Below are 17,503 nucleotides of genomic sequence, written 5' to 3'. Positions count from 1 at the left end.
ATCGCGGTGCGGGCACGGAACCACGCGAGCACGAGGTTGTCGTGCGACGGGAAACCGGCCGGGAGCGCAGTGCGAATTCTACTCGAACAGGTGCGCAGGGTGACCTTCTTATCACGTTCGGTGTGGTGCGGCAAGTCCGATCGGAACTGACGGCCCGTCAGATTCGGGCGTCGCCACCGCGTTCGGGACGCCGGGCTATCGATCTTCCGGATGGGCATGATGCATGCACGGTCGACCTAGGGGAGGAGGACGCTCATGGGCGAGAAGGTCGCTGCCACTCGCGCTGAACTGTCCGACCGGCAGCTGTACCGGCGCAAGCTCCAGTCCTGTCTGGACGTGCTCGAGCGGATGCTGCGCGAGGGACGCTTCGACCGCCCCAGAGCGATGATGGGCCTGGAGATCGAGCTCAACCTGGCCGACGAGCAGGGCATGCCGGTGATGCGCAACGCGCAGGTCCTGCAGTCCATCGCCTCGGCCGACTTCCAGACCGAGCTGGGCCGCTTCAACATCGAGGTCAACGTGGCCCCGCGGCGGCTCGGCGGGCACGTCCTGGAGGAGCTCCGCGAGGAGGTCGACACCTGCCTGCGGTACGCCGACCGGCAGGCCGCCGAGGCCGGCGCCCGGATCGTCATGGTCGGCATCCTGCCGACCCTCGACGTGGACCACACCGGCCTGGACGCCATGTCCCACAACAACCGCTACAGCCTGCTCAGCGACCAGATACTCGCCGCGCGCGGCGAGGACATCGCGCTCGACATCGACGGCGTCGAGCACCTCGCCGTCGAATCCGTCTCGATGGTCGCCGAGGCCGCCGCCACCTCGCTCCAACTGCACCTGCAGGTCACCCCGGAGAAGTTCGCACCCGTCTGGAACGCCGCCCAGGCGATCTCCGCCAGCCAGGTCGCGCTCGGCGCCAACTCGCCGTTCCTGTTCGGCCGCGAACTGTGGCGCGAGACCCGACCCGTGCTCTTCCAGCAGGCCTGTGACACCCGGTCGGCGGAGCTCAAGGCCCAGGGCGTGCGCCCCATCACCTGGTTCGGGGAGCGTTGGGTCGACTCCGCGCTGGACCTCTTCGCCGAGAACCTGCGCTACTTCCCGGCGCTGCTGCCGATCTGCGACGACGAGGACCCGGTCAAGGTGCTCGCCTCCGGCGGCATCCCCAAACTCGCCGAGATGCGGCTCCACAACGGCACCATCTACCGCTGGAACCGTCCCGTGTACGACGTCGCCGACGGCGTCGCCCACCTGCGGGTGGAGAACCGCTGCCTGCCCGCCGGGCCCACCGTCAGCGACGTCCTCGCCAACGCCGCCTACTACTACGGACTCGTCCGCGTCCTGGCCGAACAGTCCAGGCCGGTCTGGACGAGGCTGCCCTTCGAACGCGCCGACGAGAACTTCCACACCGCCGCCCGGCACGGCATCGACGCCGTCCTGCACTGGCCACGGCACGGCCGGGCCGGCCGCGGCGGCACCGCACCCGTCCCCGTCACCGAACTGGTCCTGAACGAACTGCTCCCGCTGGCCCACCAGGGCCTCGACGAATGGGGCGTCGAACCCGCCGACCGCGACCGCTACCTCGGCATCATCGAACAGCGTTGCCTGCGCCGCACCAACGGCGCCTCCTGGCAGGCCGCCACCGTGCACCGGCTGCGCGAGCACTTCGGCATGGACCGCACCGCCGCCATCGCCGCCATGACCAGGAGGTACGTCGAGTACATGCGCACCGGGGAGCCCGTGCACACCTGGCCGGTCGGCTGACCGGGCCGCCGCCCAGGCGCTCTCATCCCCGTGTGCGAGGATGATCGGCCCGGAGGCCGAACCGGCCTCCGGGCCCGCGCGCCGGCCGGCCGCGGGCGGCCGCCCCTGCGGGAGACCAGGTGACCAGCGTTACGACCGAGCCGGAGACCGGCACTCCGGCCCGCCGCCTGCTCGGCGTCGAGCTGCTCATCGTGCTCGGGCTCTCGCTCGGCGCCAGCGGCATCGGCGCCCTGATCAGCTTCGCCGACTCGCTGAGCCAGCCCGTCGCGCTCAGCCAGCAGGTCGCCACCCTCAACGGCTCCCGCGCGCCCGGCCGGCCGTGGATCGACCTCGCCTGGCAGCTCTACTACATCGCCCGCGGCCTGATGCCGGTCGTCCTCGTCGGGTACCTCCTCGTAGGGGAGTCCACCTCGCTGCGGGTGATCGGCTTCGACCTGCGGGACAAGGCCCGCGACCTCGGCCGCGGCACGCTGCTGGCCGCCGCGATCGGCGGCACCGGGCTCGGGCTCTACCTCGCCGCCCAGGCCGCCGGCTTCAACCTCACCGTCGCACCCTCCGGACTCCCCGCCGTCTGGTGGCGGATTCCCGTCCTGATCCTCTCCGCCTGGCAGAACGCCATCCTCGAGGAAGTGATCGTCGTCGGCTACCTGCTGCGGCGCCTCGGGCAGCTCGGGTGGTCCTGGCCGGCGATGGTGGTCACCAGTTCGGTGCTGCGGGGGTCGTACCACCTGTACCAGGGCGTCGGCGGCCTGATCGGCAACATGGCGATGGGTGTCGTCTTCTGCCTCCTCTACCGCCGCTGGGGCCGGGTCGGCCCGCTGGTCACCGCCCACGCCCTCATCGACACCGTCGCCTTCGTCGGCTACGCCCTCCTCGCCGGCCACGTCTCCTGGCTCCCCACCCCCTGACGGGACCCCTCTTCCCGGGCCGGGGCCGAGGGCCGGGGCCCGCCCCTCAGGGTCCGGTCGTCCGGTGCCGGAGGCGGGGGCGCGGGGGGCGGTGGAGGAGGCGGTCGACGTGGTGTCGCTGGAGGCCCTGGAGCGGGTCGACGGGGATGAGCAGGCGGTCGCGTCGCAGGAGGGAGTTCCGGACCAGCCGGGGCGGCATCACATCGTCGATCCAGGCGAACGGGCGGCCTGCCGCGTACCGGAGGAGCGGCGCCCACTTGTGGCCGGAGAACAGTTCCGCCAGCCGGATGCGCGGGTCGCCGGGTCGGCGGACGTAGCGGTTGACGGCGACGACCGGGAGTTCGGGGAGGCCGAGGAGCGGTGCGAGGAGTTCGTTGGCGGACTCCTGCCAGGTGGTGGCCCAGCACAGCTCGTAGGTGCCGGAGAGCTCCCGCAGCCAGGCGCCGTGTTCGGGGGAGAGCAGGACGTCGTAGCCGAGCAGGTGGTGCCGGTCGAAGGGGTCGTCGGGGTGCGGTTCGGCGGGGTTGAGGACGCCGTCGACGTCGATGAACAGCAGTGGTGCTGCGGGCAATGGGTGCTCCCCCCGGACGGCCTCGGACTGTCCTGGGGTACGGACGCGGTGGGCCGGCCGGCGGTTGCTCAGACGCCGACGCTCTCGCGGAGGGGTGCCGCCGCGGCGGCGGGCAGCGGGCGGGCGAGCCGGCGCACCTCGGGGACGACGAGCACGGCGGCGGCGAGCGCCAGGGTGCCGACGGCGCAGGCCCACAGGGCGCCGTCGAGACCGAGGGCTTCGGCGGCCGGGCCGGCCATGGCGGTGCCGAGCGGGGTGAGCGCGATCGAGCCCAGGTGGTCGTAGGCGCTGACCCGGGAGAACATCTCGGACGGGACCTCCTGCTGGAGGGCGACCATCCAGTTGACGCCGAACACGGTGACCCCGGCGCCGGAGACGAACATCGCCGCGACCAGCAGCGGCAGTCCGGCCCGGACGGCGAGGGCGAGGGCGGGCAGGGCGAACAGGAAGACGCCCCAGTTGCCGACGAGCAGGATGCGCCGGGGCTGCCAGCGGGTCATCAGCAGGCCGGCCGCGACCATGCCGATGCCGAACGCGGCCATCGCCAGGCCCCAGGCGCGGGCGCCGCCGAACCGCTGGGCGGCGACCACCGGACCGTAGACGGTCTCCACCGCGCCGACGCAGGCCACCACGAAGGAGAACTGCAGCACCACCGCCCACAGCCATCGCCGCGAGGCGAACTCCCGCCATCCGAGCCGCAGTTCGTGGACGAGGCCGCCGCTGTGGGCGACATCCCGGGGAGTGGCGTCGACCTTCAGGAAGATCCGCAGGCCGCCGGCCAGGGCGAAGCCGGCGGCGTCCAGCAGCAGCACCCAGCCCGGGCCGACGGCCGCCGTCAGTGCGCCGCCGAGCGCGGCACCGCCGATCTGCGCCCCGTTCATGGCCATCCGGTAGACCGAGAACGCCTTGCCGGCGTGTTCGGTGGCCACGCTCTCCATGATCATTCCCTCGGAGGCGGGGGCGTAGAACGCCTGCCCGGCTCCGCCGCCGGCGGACAGCAGCAGCAGTGCCCAGAGCGGGGTGGCGCCGCCGAGCACCAGCGCGGCCAGCACGGCCTGGGAGAGGGCGTTGAACAGGTTGGCCGCGACCATCACGTGGTGGCGCGGCAGCCGGTCCGCGAGCGCTCCGCCGACCAGCAGGAACAGCACCAGCGGCACCAGGCGCGCCGCGGTGACCCAGCCGACCTCGGTGGCGGTGCCGCCGGCCTCCAGGACGGCGAAGGCGGTGGCGATCGGAGCGCCCGCATTGCCCAGCCCGCTGACCACGGTCGCGGCGGTCTGGATGCGGAAGTTCCGCCCGGCCCAGGCGAAGGGGCGCGGCGCAGCGGGGGCGGGGGAGGCGGGGGAGGTCACCCGGAGACTATCGGTGTTCCGCCACGGGATGTCCATCCGATTTCCGGAGCACGGCGTCCGGTCCGTCCCGCCCGCGGGGTCCGGTGCCGGGCCGGTTCAGCCGAGGTGCCCCCACAGGAAGCTGAGGGTGCGCTGCCAGGCGATGTCGGCCTGCAGCGGGTCGTACGTGCCGAGCAGGTTCTCGTCGTTCATGAAGGCGTGGCCGGCCGGGTAGAAGTGGATCTCCGGCCGCCGGTCGGTGGCCTCGCCGATGAGCATCGCGGCCTCGTCCACCGCCTCCTGCGGGTTGGAGCGGTCCTCCTCGCCGTAGTGGCCGAGCACGTGTGCGGTCAGCCCGCGGTAGTCGAAACCGGGGATCTTCGGCAGCCCGTAGAACGGCACCACCGCGGCGACCCGGTCGCCCTCCTGCGCGGCGAGGACGAGGGCGAGGCCGCCGCCCATGCAGAACCCGACCACGCCGACCGAGTCCCCGACCACGTGCGCCTGCCCGAGCAGGAAGTCGACGGCGCCGCGCAGGTCCCGGGCTGCCCGGTCGGGCGGCATCGCGCGCAGCATCCGGGCGGCCTCCTCGCGGTCGTGCGTGGTGGCGCCGCCGTACAGGTCGGGGGCTAGGGCGACGAAGCCCTCGGCGGCGAAGCGGTCCACCACCGACACCATGTGGGAGGTCAGCCCCCACCACTCCTGGACGACCACCACGCCGGGGCCGGTGCCCTGCGGTGGCAGCGCCAGGTAGCCGTGCGCGGTCCGCCCGTTGCTGGGGAAGGTGACGTTCTGCGGGGAACTGCCCATGGCCTCTCCGTGGGGTGGGCCGCAAGCGCGCGGCGGGCGGCGGGCACGGGTCGGGCCCGCCGGACGGTACGGGAGCGGTGCTGCGGGAGGATGCGGGGACGATGCTATGCGCGGCGGGCCCGCGGCACCCGGCACCGGCACCGCGCCGATCGGGTGAGCGGGGCGCCGCTGCGCCGCTCAGCCCATCTCCTCCAGGGCCCGGCCCTTGGTCTCCTTGATGCAGAAGGCCACGAACGGGATGGAGAGCAGCGCGAAGCCCGCGTAGATGGCGTACGTCGCCGACAGGTTCCAGTCGGCCAGGTCCGGGAAGCTGACGGTGATCGCCCAGTTGGCGATCCACTGCGCGGACGCGGCGACGGACAGCGCCAGCGCCCGGATCGCATTGGGGAACATCTCGCCGAGCAGCACCCACACCACCACGCCCCAGGAGAAGGCGAAGCAGAACACGAAGACGTGCGCGGCGACCAGCGCCACCGTCGCGTAGGTCTGGTCGAGGGTGGCGCTGTCGCCGGTGCCCTGCCGGTAGGAGAACGCCCAGGCGGCGGTGCCCAGCGAGGCGGCCATGCCGACCGAGCCCGCCAGCGCCAGCGGCTTGCGGCCGATCCGGTCGACCAGGGTCATCGCGAGCACCGTGCCGATCACGTTGATGATCGAGGTGGAGAGGCTGATCAGCAAGGAGTCGGACTCGTTGATGCCGACCGACTGCCAGAGGAACGACGAGTAGTAGAAGATCACGTTGATGCCGACGAACTGCTGGAACACCGAGGCGCCGATGCCGATCCACACGATCGGCAGCAGCCCCAGCCGCCCGCCCATGAGGTCCTTGGCGCGCGGCTTGTGCGTGGTGTTCAGGACGGCGCGGATCTCGGCGATCCGCGCGTCCAGGTCGACGTCCGGCCCCTCGACCTCGGCGAGCACCTCGCGCGCCTGCTCCTCGCGCCGGTCGGCGATCAGGTAGCGCGGCGATTCGGGGATGGCCAGTGCCATGAGCCCGTAGACCAGGGCGGGGATCGCCTCCACGCCGAGCATCCACTGCCAGGCCTGGATGCCGCCGAGGTGGTTGGTGGACTCGCCGCCGGCCGCCTCGTTGAGCGCGTAGTTGGCGAGCTGGGAGACGGTGATGCCCAGCACGATCGCCAACTGCTGGAAGGAGGCCAGCCGTCCGCGGTACGCGGTGGGCGCCACCTCGGCGATGTACGTCGGCGCGATCACCGAGGCGATGCCGATCGCGATGCCGCCGACGACCCGCCAGAAGCCGAGCAGGGCGATGCTCGGCGGGAACATCGAGCCGATGCCGCTGATCGCGAAGAGCACCGCGGCCAGCAGCATCGTCCGCACCCGGCCCAGGTGGTCGGCGAGGCGGCCGGCGACGACCGCGCCGAAGGCCGAGCCGAGCAGGGCGATCGCCACCACGAACGCCGTCGTGCCGTTGCCCACCTCGAAGTGCCGCTGAATCCCCGTCACGGCGCCGTTGATGACGGCGCTGTCGTAACCGAAGAGGAAGCCTCCCATCGCGGCCGCGGCCGAGATGAACACGACGTGGCCGAGGTGGTCATCGGCGTGCGGCGGGGAGGTGGACACGGCGAGCGGCTCCTCGACGGTCGGCGGCCCGCCTGCTCGGCCGGGTGGACAGGGTACGTCCCACAGTCCATCAGCTGCCCGACCGGCCCGCGCGCCGGGCGACCCGTCAGGGGGGCGCCCGAGTGCCTATCCGGGCGACTTCCGCGGTGCCGTCCGCAGGGCGTTGCGGCGCAGGACCTGGGTGCGGGCCCCGGCGTCGAGGCCGGTGGCGCGTTCGGCCAGGCGGTCGGCGAGTGCGGCCTGTTGCTCGACCGGCTTCTTGTCGTCGTACTTGAACTTGGCCCGCACCTCGCGGATCGTCAGCCGCAGCCCGCGCAGGCCGCCCAGCAGCGGGCCGAAGGGCGCCGCCCCGGGTGTGACGCCGAGCGGGGCCTCCGGCTGGAGGCGGGCCAGTTGACGGGTGAGGATCTCGGCCTTGCCGGCCGCGTCCTCGACGATCTCGGCGGTGCAGTCGAAGTGGACGGAGGCGTAGAGGCTGGTCGGCGTGTGGGGCTCGTCCCGCCAGTACCCGGGGGCGTAGGCGTAGTCGTCGGTCACCGCGAGGGTGGCGTGCGGGTCGGCGCGCAGGGCGGCCCAGACCGGGTTGGGCGCGGCGAGGTGGAGCAGGATCTCGCCGGCGTCCGCGTCCAGCAGGAAGTGCGTGGGGACGAGCACCGGGCCCTGCCCGGCCGGGCCGTTGGCGGCGAGCAGGCCGAAGTCGCGGCCCTCGGCCAGCCAGGCCCGCCACTCGGCCTCGCCGCCCCTGTCCCACGGCCTGATCAGCACGGCTTCCCCCCGGCGGTGAACTCGGCGAGGTACCCGGGGAGGGGCAGGTCGTCGCCCGGGTGCGGCTCGGGGGTGCCGTAGGCGGTCTGCACCGGCACGACGCCGGACCAGTGCGGCAGGCCCAGGTCCTCCTCGTCGTCGTGCACCCCGCCGGTGCGGGTCTTGAGCGACACCTCGTGCAGGTCGAGGCGGATCACGGCGGTCGCCGCGAGCTCCTTGGCGTTCGCCGGGCGGGCGTCCGCGGAGCGGCCGGGCACGGCGTGGTCGACCAGCGCGTCCAGCGCCACCGCGAGCTCCTCGGGGTCGGTGACCTGGTGGGCGGTGCCGTGGGCCACCACCGAGCGGTAGTTGACGGAGTGGTTGAACGCGGACTTGGCCAGCACCAGGCCGTCGACCAGCGTCACCGTGACGCACACCGGCAGGCCCGGGTCGGCCCCGGCGGCGCGCAGCGGGCGGCTGCCGGTGGAGCCGTGCAGGTAGAGCCGGTCGCCGACCCGGGCGTAGATGGTCGGCAGCACGACGGGGGCGCCGTCGGCGACGAAGCCGAGGTGGCAGACCCAGGCGCCGTCCAGTACGGCGTGCACGGCCGTGCGGTCCCAGCTGGCGCGGTCCTTCGAACGGGTGGGAGTGGTGCGGGGCGTGCGGGCGTAGGCCGTGTCCGACATGACAGCCTCTCTGTACTAGTGCATACTGTGCTTTGTGCTAGGAGAGTATCCGATCAAGGGTCGGCGGGCCAGCGAGATCGCGGCCGACATCGAACGCGCGGTCGGCAGCGGCCACCTGCCGCCCGGTTCCGCGCTGCCCCCGCTGCGCGAGCTGGCCGGCGGCCTGGGCGTCAACCCCAACACCGTCGCCGCCGCCTACCGCCTGCTGCGCGACCGCGGCGTGATCGAGACGGCCGGCCGCAAGGGCAGCCGGGTGCGCCCCCGCCCGGTCACCACCCCGCGGGACGAGGTCCGCATCCCCGTCCCGCCCGGCGCGCGCGACCTCTCCGACGGCAATCCCGACCCGGCGCTGCTGCCCGCGCTCGGCCCCGCGCTCGCGGCCGCCGCCGGCGGCGAGCCGGTGCTGTACGGGCACCCGACCGCCGATCCCGGGCTGCTCGCCCTCGCCCGCGCCTCCTTCGAGGCGGACGGCGCCCCGCCCGGCGCCCTCGCCGTCTGCTCCGGATCGCTCGACACCATCGAGCGGGCGCTGACCGTCCGGCTGCGCCCGGGCGACCCGGTCGCGGTGGAGGATCCGGGCTGGGGCAGCCTGCTCGACCTGCTCGCCGCACTCGGCCTCAGACCGGTGCCGGTCCGGATGGACGACGAGGGGCCGCTGCCGGTCGAGGTGGCCAATGCGCTGGCCCTGGGCGCCCGCTGCCTGATCGTCACCAGCCGCGCGCAGAATCCGACCGGCGCCGCGCTCGGTGCGGCCCGTGCGGCCGCCCTGCGCGAGGTGATCGCCGCGCACCCGGACATCCTGCTCGTGGAGGACGACCACGGCCACGGCATGGTCGACCTGCCGTTCCAGTCCCTCGCGGCCGGTCCGGACGGCGTGCCGCTGACGGACCACCGGCTGCTGGTGCGCTCGGCGGCGAAGGCGTACGGGCCCGACCTGCGGCTGTCGGTGGCGGTCGGCGACGAGGACACGGTGGGGCGCGTCCTGGGGCGGCAGCGGCTGGCCGCGGGCTGGGTGAGCCATCTGCTGCAGCGCACCGTCGCCGAGCTGTGGCGCACCGACGCGGCACCGGTCGCCGAGGTGGCGGCGGCCTACCGCGGGCGCCGCGATGCCCTGCTGTCCGCGCTGGCCGCCCGCGGCATCGCGGCCCGGGGGCGGAGCGGCCTGAACGTGTGGGTGCCGGTGCCGGACGAGACGGCGGCGGTGGCCGGCCTGGTGCAGCGCGGCTGGGTGCCCGCCCCCGGTGCGCGGTTCCGGCTGCACTCGGCGCCGGGGCTGCGGCTCACGGTGGCCACCCTGGAGGCGGCGGAGGCCGTTCGGCTGGCGGAGGACGTGGCGGAGGTGCTGGCGGCCGGCCGCGGGGGCTCGCGACCGGTCTGACGTGCGGCGTTCCCGAGGGGGCGGTGCGCGGTGCCTGCGGATGCCCGGGGCGGGCGGCGGTGACGGAGGGACAAACCCCGTCACCGTCCGAATTGTGCGGTGCAGATACCTGGCGGTAACCAACGCGTCCATGCCATCTTCATCGCGCCACCGGCCGGCGGTCCACCCTCACCAGCCTCGCGCCCCCACAGCGCGAGGCCGTCCGCAGGAGTTCCGCCGTGCCCGAGATCAGCCCTGCCCGAAGAAGCGCAGCTGCACGAAGAGCCGCCGCCCTGCTCGCCTCCGCCGCCCTGGCCCTGCCGCTGCTGGCCGGCACCGCCGCACCGGCCGCCGCCGCCACCGGCCCCACCGCCGTCGTCTCCATGGGGGACAGCTACATCTCCGGCGAAGCCGGCCGCTGGAAGGGCAACAGCGACACCGCGAGCGGCAGCCGCGACGGCACCGACCGCGCCTGGACGGGCAGCGGCTACGACCCGGCCCGCGTCTACGGCTCCACCTACGCCAACGGCTGCGACCGCTCCGACTCCGCCGAGGTCCGCTCCGCCACCGGCATCACACAGACCCAGATCAACCTCGCCTGCTCCGGCGCGACCACCGCCAACGTCTTCCGCGCCGCCAGCGGCGGCCAGTCCTTCAAGGGCGAGGCCCCGCAGGCCGACCAGCTCGCCGCCGTCGCCGCGCAGAACACCGTCAAGCTGATCACCCTCTCCGTCGGCGGCAACGACCTCGGCTTCGCCGACGTGATCTCCACCTGCGTCCAGGACTACGAGATCTGGTGGTCCTACTGCCACGACGACCAGCAGGCCGCGGTGAACGCCAGGATGGACGCCGCGATGGCCGGGGTCGGCAAGGCGGTCGACGAGGTCCGCGCGGTGATGTCCGCCGCCGGGTACAGCGCCTCCTCGTACCGGATCGTGCTGCAGTCCTACCCCTCGCCGATCCCGCGCAGCAGCGAGAACCGCTACCCCGAGAGCGGCTGGAGCCGCACCAACACCGGCGGCTGCCCGTTCTGGGACCTCGACGCGAACTGGGCGCGCGACACGCTCGTCCCGCAGATCTCCGACCGGCTGGCCGCCGTGGCCGCCGCGAAGGGCGTGCAGTTCCTCGACCTGCGGGACCTCCTGCAGGGCCGCGAGGTGTGCTCGACCGCGACGAGGCTGGCCACGCCGACCGTCGCGCCCTCGGCCACCACCAGCGAGTGGGCCCGCTTCCTCGACATGGGCACCACCACCCAGGGCACCCTGCAGGAGTCCTTCCACCCCAACCACTACGCGCAGCTCGCCCTCGGCCGCTGCCTGACCCTGCTGGACGCGAAGACCACCGGCAACTGGTCCTGCCGCAACACCCCCGGCCAGGACGCCGCCGGGATGTACCTGACGGCCCGGTAGGGCACCCGCGAGGGGCACGGGGACCCGCAGCTCCCCGTGCCCCGGCCGGCCGCCCGGCTCCCGGTTCAGTGCACGGCGCCGCGCATCAGCTTGCCCTCCGTGGACAGCAGCCCGGAGCGGTAGTCGAAGCGCGGCGTCGCCGCGAACATCAGGTAGAGGTACTTCGGGTTCTCGGCGAACCAGTAGCCGGGCGTCAGGTCGCCGCGGCGCAGCGGCGCGGAGGTGACGTCCTCGGCGACCGTGTAGCCGCCGGGCACCCGCAGGTGGTCCCGCAGGCCGGTGAAGTAGGAGTACGCGGTCTCCTTGAACCGCTGCTCCCCGGTCAGCATCCACAGGTCGAAGGAGGAGTTGACGTACTCGGGGCGCAGGTCGTTGCGGCCCGAGCGGACGGTGGCGTTCCCGTAGTCGATCGCCTCCGGCACCACCGTGTTGTTGTCCAGGATCATCGTCCAGGTGTCGTAGTAGTCGACGGCGGCGTCCATGTCCCCGCCCTTGCCGAGCAGGCCGGGGTAGAAGGAGCCGAGCTCGGAGGCGCCGCGGTCGGTCGTCCGCCCGGTGCCGTAGTCGACCTGCTTGTACCAGGCGTAGCCGCCCTGCTGCTCGAGCTGGTACCGGAGCACCGCGTCGGTCAGCAGCCGGTACCAGTCGCCGAGTTCGCGGTCGCCGAAGAGTTCTGCGCCGGCCCACAGGTACTCGTAGTAGGAGTCGACGGGCGGGTTGGGGGCGCAGGAGGTGGTGTCCGTCCAGCGACCGGTCTCGATGTTGAGGGTGGTGCCGAGCAGGCCGATCGCGGAGCGCCGGTCGAAGACGGCGCGCATGGCGCGCCTGGCGGCGTTCCAGTACTTCCGGTCGCCCGTCAGCTGCGAGAGCATGCCGAACTCGAGGATGTTGGAGCCGATCTCGGCGAGCGGGCCGGCATTGCCGGAGACCGCCCCGGTCCGCAGGTTGACGTACCGGTAGGGCATGCCGGTGGGGGAGCGGGTGAAGGCGGGCAGCAACCGGTCGGCGAGCTCCCGGCAGCGGTCGAGCAGCGGCTGCCGCCCGGTGCAGAGGTAGCCGGCGACCAGGCCGCCGACCAGGCGGATGATCGTCTCGAAGACCTGGACGTCGGCGTCCTGCGCGGGGTCGAGCTCGGCCTCGATCCAGTCCGCGGCGAGCGCGACCTCGTCGTCCAGCTCCATCAGCCACAGGGTGTCCAGCGCCTCCACGATGGACAGTCCGAAGGTGCGGCCCTCGGCGAAGAAGTCGTTGTGCCCGCCGGAGACGGGCCGGACCTCGTCGTGGCCCCAGGCGGCCCGCTTGTACCCCTCCCAGCTGTGCACGAACTCGTCGCGGATCTCCCGGGCGACCGCCGCGTCGGCCGGCATCGCGGCGAGGACGGCGGCTGCGGGTGCGGCCGCGGCGGACGAGGGTCGGGCGAGCGCGGCCCCGGCGGTGGCCACGGCGGCGGCGGACAGCACGGTACGGCGGCGGGGCAGGGAGAGTGATCGCATGCTGCCGGACGCTAGCGACGGTGACCGTCCGTGGTCCGACAATCACGAGAAGACGCGTGTCGGCGCTACCGCCCAGGTCAGGGCGGTGGCGCCGACTGCGGGTCGCCCGCCGGATTCACCCGACAGGCGTCCCTGACTCTCCGTCAGGTGGCGGAGCCCCTGGCCAGCAGCGACTGGGCGTGCTCGCGGACCTGCTCCTTCGTCAGATAGGCGTCGGTGTACTCGAAGTCCTGCAGCCGGGCGGGCTGCCGGGCGAGGAAGCCGGTGCGCACGAAGTCGTCGCCGGCGGTCGCGTTCAGCAGCCAGTTCGCGCCGACGCGGAACTTGCCCGCGTTCGTCCGCATCGCCATCAGGTGGTAGCCGCGGGCGACCAACTGGGCCGGGAAGCCGTGCAGTTCGATGCCGGCGGGCTTGGAGACGGCGTCCTTGCCGCCGAGGTCGACGACCAGGCCGAGGTCCTTGTGGTAGTAGGGCTCCAGCGGCTGGTTGTGCAGTGCGGCGACCACGTTGTCGGCGACCACCTTGCCCTGCCGGGCCGAGTGCTGGGCGGTCGGCGGGCAGACCGCGCCGTCGCCCTTGGCGAGGTCCGGCACGGCGGCGGCGTCGCCCAGCGCGAACACCCCGTCGAACTGCGGCACCCGCATCTCCGCGGTCACCGCGACGCGGCCGCGGACGGTCTCCGCGTCCAGCGTCGCGATCAGCGGGCTGGCGACCACGCCGGCCGTCCAGATCAGCGTGCGGCTCGGCAGCACCCGGCCGTCGGTGAACTTGACGCTCTCCGCGCCGACCTCGGCCACCGACACCCCGAGCGACACCTCCACCCCGCGCCCGCGCATGATCTCCAGCGCCGTGGTGCCGAGCTTGTCGCCGAGCTCGGGCATCAGCTTCGGCGCGATGTCGATCAGGTGCCACTTGATCAGCCGCGGGTCCAGCCGGGGGTAGCGGCGGATCGCCGCCGTGGTGAGCCGCTGCAGGCAGGCCGCCGTCTCGGTGCCCGCGTAGCCGCCGCCGACCACCACGAACTGCAGCCGCGACTCCCGCTCGCGCTGGTCCAGCGTGGTCGACGCGAGGTCCAGCTGGGCGATCACGTGGTCTCGGATGTACGTGGCCTCGGCGAGCGTCTTCATGCCGCGCGCGTAGTCCCGCAGCCCCGGGATGTCGAAGGTGCGGGTCACGCTGCCGGGGGCGAGCACCAGGTAGTCGTACCGCTCGGCGACCACCTCGTCGGTGATCTTGCGGACCACGATCACCTTGGACCGCGGATCCACGCCGATCGCACCGCCCGGCACGATGTGGGTGCGCCGCAGCGTACGGCGCAGCGACACGGCGACCGACTGCGGGGTGAGCACCCCGGCGGCCACGTGCGGCAGCAGCGGCAGGTAGAGCTGGTAGCTGAACGGAGTGACCAGGGAGATCTCGGCCTCGGAGGGCGCGAGCTTGCGCTCCAGGCGGCGTGCGCACTCGAGGCCGGCGAAGCCGCCGCCCACGATGAGGATTCTGGGTCGCTCCATCGTCCATCCCTTACGTGCTCGTCCGTGCCGTGCCGGGACATCGTTTTCCCCCAAACTCGCACGGACGAACAGGCACTGCCACCGCAGCAGGGCGCGGGAGGGAGCGCCGCGCCGATAGGCTGGCCGGATGCTCCCCGAGGTGACGGCGGTCCGGTACGTGACGCCCCTGCGCGAAGGCGGCTCGATGCCCGGCCTGGTCGAGGCCGACGACCGCCGCCTGTACGTCCTGAAGTGGTGCGGCGCGGCCCAGGGCCGCAAGGCGCTGATCGCCGAGGTGCTGGCCGGCGAGCTCGGCCGCGGCCTCGGGCTGCCCGTCCCGGAGCTGGTGCTGCTGGACCTCGACCCGGTGCTCGCCCGCAGCGAGCCCGACCACCGGATCCAGGAGCAGATGCGGGCCAGCGGCGGCGCCAACCTCGGCATGGCCTTCGTCAGCGGCGCGCTCAACTTCGACCCGCTCTGCTTCGACGTGGACCCGCAGCTCGCCGGGCGGGTGCTCTGGTTCGACGCCCTGATCGGCAACGTCGACCGGTCCTGGCGCAACCCCAACATGCTGATGGCGCCCGGCGGGCTGCGCCTGATCGACCACGGCGCCAGCCTGATCTTCCATCACCACTGGGCCGGCGCCGCCGGGTGGACCGGCCGCCGCTACGACGCGGGCGACCACGCGCTGCGGCATGCCGCGCCCGACCTCAAGGCCGCGGACGACGAGCTCGCCCCGCTGGTCCCGGCCGCGCTGGAGGCCGCGATCGCCGCGATCCCCGAGGTGTGGCTGGCGGACGAGCCGGGCTTCGACTCGCCGGGCGAGGTCCGCGAGGCGTACCGCACCCGGCTGACGGCCCGCCTCGCGGGCCCCCGCGACTGGCTCCCGGAGGTGGCCGGCTGATGGCCGAGCGGACGAACGACGAGTACCACGACTACGAGTACGCGGTGGTCCGGGCGGTGCCCCGGGTGGAGCGCGGCGAGTTCATCAACGTCGGGGTGCTGCTCTACTGCCGGCAGTCCGGCTACCTCGGCGCCCGGACCCACCTCGACCAGGGGCGGCTGCTCTCCCTCGACCCGGTCGCGGACGTCGCCGGGGTGCGGCGGGCGCTGCACGGGGTGGAGGCGGTGTGCGCGGGCGGCGGGGCCGCCGGGCCCGCGGCGGGGGACAGCCCGGGGCAGCGGTTCCGCTGGCTGACCGCGCCGCGCAGCGCCGTCCTCCAGCCGGGGCCGGTGCACACCGGCCTCACGGCCGACCCGGAGGCCGAGCTGCGGCACCTCTTCGACCAGCTGGTGCTGTAGGCGACCGGGTCGCCCGGACACGTTCGGCAACAAGCCGTGCGTGACAGTTGCGGTGCTCAAATCTTGAGCGGGTGAAGCATGCGGGCGTACGCTGGCCGCATGGGCACGACAGCGACCACCACCGCGCCGTCCACCGCCGACCTGATGGAGTCGGTGGCGGCCGTCGGCGCCGCGTACTTCCAGGACTTCGCGGCCGCCGCGGGCCGGCACGGGCTCAGCTCGAGCCAGGCCAAGGCGCTCAAGGCCGTCCAGGAGCCGGTGCCGATGCGGGCGCTGGCCGGGCGGCTCGGCTGCGACGCGTCCAACGTCACCGGCATCGTCGACCGCCTGGAGGCCCTGGGCCTCGCCCACCGCGAGGCCGCGGCCGGCGACCGGCGGGTCAAGATCGTGGGCATCACCGACCGCGGCCGCGAGGTGCTCGACCTCGTCCGCGCCGACATGGTCCGCACCCGCGACGCCTTCGCCAGCCTGGCCCCCGAGCAGCGCACCGCCCTGCAGCAGCTCTGCGACCACGTGCTCCCGCTGCTCGCCGAACGCCAGGCGTAGCCACCCGCGGGGTGCGCGGACCTCGACTGTTAGGCTTGCGAAGCGTGAGCGCGAAGCCCCAGATCCCCAATGTCCTGGCCAACCGGTACGCCTCGGCGACGCTGGCCCAGCTCTGGTCCCCCGAGCACAAGGTGGTCCTCGAGCGCCACCTGTGGCTCGCCGTCCTCAAGGCCCAGCAGGACCTCGGCATCGAGGTCCCGGCCGACGCCGTCGCCGACTACGAGCGCGTGATCGACCAGGTCGACCTGGAGTCGATCGCCGCCCGCGAGCGGGTCACCCGGCACGACGTGAAGGCCCGCATCGAGGAGTTCAGCGACCTCGCCGGGCACGAGCAGATCCACAAGGGCATGACCTCCCGGGATCTCACCGAGAACGTCGAGCAGCTGCAGATCCGCCAGTCGCTGGAGCACGTCCGCGACCGCACGGTGGCCGTCCTCGTCCGCCTCGGCCGGCTCTCCGCCCAGTACGGCGAGCTCGTCATGGCCGGCCGCTCGCACAACGTCGCCGCCCAGGCGACCACCCTCGGCAAGCGCTTCGCGACCGTCGCCGACGAACTGCTGGTCGCCTTCGAGCGCGTCGAGGAGCTCCTCTCGCGCTACCCGCTGCGCGGCATCAAGGGCCCCGTCGGCACCGCCCAGGACATGCTCGACCTGCTCGGCGGCGATGCCGACAAGCTCGCCGAGCTGGAGCGCCGGGTCGCCGCCCACCTCGGCTTCGACAACGTGCTCACCAGCGTCGGCCAGGTCTACCCGCGCTCGCTGGACTTCGAGGTCGTCTCCGCGCTCGTCCAGCTGGCCGCCGGCCCCTCCAGCCTGGCCAAGACCATCCGCCTGATGGCCGGCCACGAGCTGGTCACCGAGGGCTTCAAGGCCGGTCAGGTCGGCTCCTCGGCGATGCCGCACAAGATGAACACCCGCTCCTGCGAGCGCGTCAACGGCCTCGCCGTCATCCTGCGCGGCTACGCCTCGATGACCGCCGAGCTCGGCGGCGACCAGTGGAACGAGGGCGACGTCTCCTGCTCCGTCGTCCGCCGGGTCGCCCTGCCGGACGCCTTCTTCGCCTTCGACGGCCTGCTGGAGACCTTCCTCACCGTCCTCGACGAGTTCGGCGCCTTCCCGGCCGTGATCGAGGCCGAGCTCGACCGCTACCTGCCGTTCCTCGCCACCACCAAGGTCCTGATGGGCGCGGTGCGGGCGGGCGTCGGCCGGGAGACCGCGCACGAGGTCATCAAGGAGCACGCCGTCGCCTCCGCCCTGGCCATGCGCGAGGGTGCCCGCGAGAACGCGCTGCTCGGCCGCCTCGCCGACGACGAGCGCATCCCGCTGGACCGCGCCGCCCTGGACGCGCTGCTCGCCGACCGGCTCTCCTTCACCGGCGCGGCCGGCGCCCAGGTCGCCGAGATCGTCCGCCGGATCGAGGCGGTGGCCGACCGCCACCCGGAGGCCGCCAAGTACGCCCCGGGCGACATCCTCTAGGGCTTCTGTCAGGGCTTCTGTTCAGGGGCGCGGGGAACTTCG

16 protein-coding genes are annotated in these 17,503 nt (G+C 73.4%); 8 read left to right on the top strand and 8 right to left on the bottom strand.

Annotated elements, in window-relative coordinates; translation table 11 throughout:
* Positions 1–255: 255 nt before the first annotated feature.
* Complete coding sequence (locus tag AB0M03_RS15640) at positions 256–1,758, top strand: glutamate--cysteine ligase (protein ID WP_363492018.1); 1,503 nt, start codon at positions 256–258, stop codon at positions 1,756–1,758.
* A 119-nt stretch (positions 1,759–1,877) separates the two neighbouring features.
* Entirely contained in the window at positions 1,878–2,666 is a 789-nt protein-coding gene (locus tag AB0M03_RS15635; protein ID WP_363492017.1) for a CPBP family intramembrane glutamic endopeptidase, read from the top strand.
* Positions 2,667–2,712: 46 nt separating this feature from the next.
* Here the strand turns inward: AB0M03_RS15635 and AB0M03_RS15630 are convergent, their stop codons facing one another.
* The 6 genes from AB0M03_RS15630 to AB0M03_RS15605 form a co-directional block, all read right to left on the bottom strand.
* Positions 2,713–3,237 (bottom strand): HAD domain-containing protein, encoded by a 525-nt coding sequence (locus AB0M03_RS15630; protein WP_363492016.1) that lies wholly within the window; start codon positions 3,235–3,237, stop codon positions 2,713–2,715.
* A 68-nt stretch (positions 3,238–3,305) separates the two neighbouring features.
* Positions 3,306–4,589, bottom strand: coding sequence for an MFS transporter (locus tag AB0M03_RS15625; protein ID WP_363492015.1), 1,284 nt, complete (start codon positions 4,587–4,589; stop codon positions 3,306–3,308).
* Positions 4,590–4,685: 96 nt separating this feature from the next.
* Positions 4,686–5,378 (bottom strand): alpha/beta fold hydrolase, encoded by a 693-nt coding sequence (locus AB0M03_RS15620; RefSeq protein ID WP_363492014.1) that lies wholly within the window; start codon positions 5,376–5,378, stop codon positions 4,686–4,688.
* Positions 5,379–5,555: 177 nt separating this feature from the next.
* Positions 5,556–6,959, bottom strand: coding sequence for a sugar porter family MFS transporter (locus tag AB0M03_RS15615; protein WP_363492013.1), 1,404 nt, complete (start codon positions 6,957–6,959; stop codon positions 5,556–5,558).
* Between the two features lie 126 nt (positions 6,960–7,085).
* The gene (locus AB0M03_RS15610; protein ID WP_363492012.1) at positions 7,086–7,724 is read right to left on the bottom strand and encodes an FMN-binding negative transcriptional regulator; all 639 of its coding nucleotides are present in this window, start codon (positions 7,722–7,724) and stop codon (positions 7,086–7,088) included.
* Positions 7,718–8,389 carry a pyridoxamine 5'-phosphate oxidase family protein gene (locus tag AB0M03_RS15605; RefSeq protein ID WP_363492010.1) on the bottom strand — a complete coding sequence of 224 codons (672 nt, stop codon included), beginning with the start codon at positions 8,387–8,389 and terminating at the stop codon, positions 7,718–7,720. Before AB0M03_RS15605 ends, AB0M03_RS15610 begins: the two co-directional genes overlap by 7 nt.
* Before the next feature lie 34 nt (positions 8,390–8,423).
* Between AB0M03_RS15605 and AB0M03_RS15600 the strand changes: the two genes are divergently transcribed.
* The gene (locus tag AB0M03_RS15600) at positions 8,424–9,767 is read left to right on the top strand and encodes an aminotransferase class I/II-fold pyridoxal phosphate-dependent enzyme (protein ID WP_363492009.1); all 1,344 of its coding nucleotides are present in this window, start codon (positions 8,424–8,426) and stop codon (positions 9,765–9,767) included.
* A 218-nt stretch (positions 9,768–9,985) separates the two neighbouring features.
* A complete protein-coding gene (locus AB0M03_RS15595; protein WP_363492008.1) occupies positions 9,986–11,155 on the top strand; it encodes a GDSL-type esterase/lipase family protein in 1,170 nt (389 codons plus the stop codon).
* A gap of 65 nt (positions 11,156–11,220) precedes the next feature.
* On the opposite strand, the gene AB0M03_RS15590 is transcribed toward AB0M03_RS15595, so the two are convergent.
* Complete coding sequence (locus AB0M03_RS15590; RefSeq protein WP_363492007.1) at positions 11,221–12,648, bottom strand: glycoside hydrolase family 47 protein; 1,428 nt, start codon at positions 12,646–12,648, stop codon at positions 11,221–11,223.
* A 143-nt stretch (positions 12,649–12,791) separates the two neighbouring features.
* On the bottom strand, positions 12,792–14,159 hold the full coding sequence (locus AB0M03_RS15585) for an NAD(P)/FAD-dependent oxidoreductase (RefSeq protein WP_363492006.1): 1,368 nt from the start codon (positions 14,157–14,159) through the stop codon (positions 12,792–12,794).
* A 127-nt stretch (positions 14,160–14,286) separates the two neighbouring features.
* Here AB0M03_RS15585 and AB0M03_RS15580 point away from each other — a divergent pair, with 127 nt between their 5' ends.
* From AB0M03_RS15580 to purB, 4 genes are all read left to right on the top strand, one after another.
* Entirely contained in the window at positions 14,287–15,042 is a 756-nt protein-coding gene (locus AB0M03_RS15580; protein ID WP_363492005.1) for a HipA family kinase, read from the top strand.
* Complete coding sequence (locus AB0M03_RS15575) at positions 15,042–15,440, top strand: DUF3037 domain-containing protein (protein ID WP_363492004.1); 399 nt, start codon at positions 15,042–15,044, stop codon at positions 15,438–15,440. Before AB0M03_RS15580 ends, AB0M03_RS15575 begins: the two co-directional genes overlap by 1 nt.
* A gap of 99 nt (positions 15,441–15,539) precedes the next feature.
* The gene (locus AB0M03_RS15570) at positions 15,540–15,986 is read left to right on the top strand and encodes a MarR family transcriptional regulator (protein ID WP_363492003.1); all 447 of its coding nucleotides are present in this window, start codon (positions 15,540–15,542) and stop codon (positions 15,984–15,986) included.
* A 35-nt stretch (positions 15,987–16,021) separates the two neighbouring features.
* Entirely contained in the window at positions 16,022–17,461 is a 1,440-nt protein-coding gene (gene purB / locus AB0M03_RS15565) for an adenylosuccinate lyase (protein ID WP_363492002.1), read from the top strand.
* The last annotated feature ends 42 nt before the right edge of the window (positions 17,462–17,503 follow it).

This window comes from Kitasatospora sp. NPDC051914, assembly GCF_040680995.1.
In the GTDB taxonomy this organism is placed as follows: Bacteria; Actinomycetota; Actinomycetes; order Streptomycetales; family Streptomycetaceae; genus Kitasatospora.
This window is presented reverse-complemented; position numbering and strand designations above follow the sequence as displayed.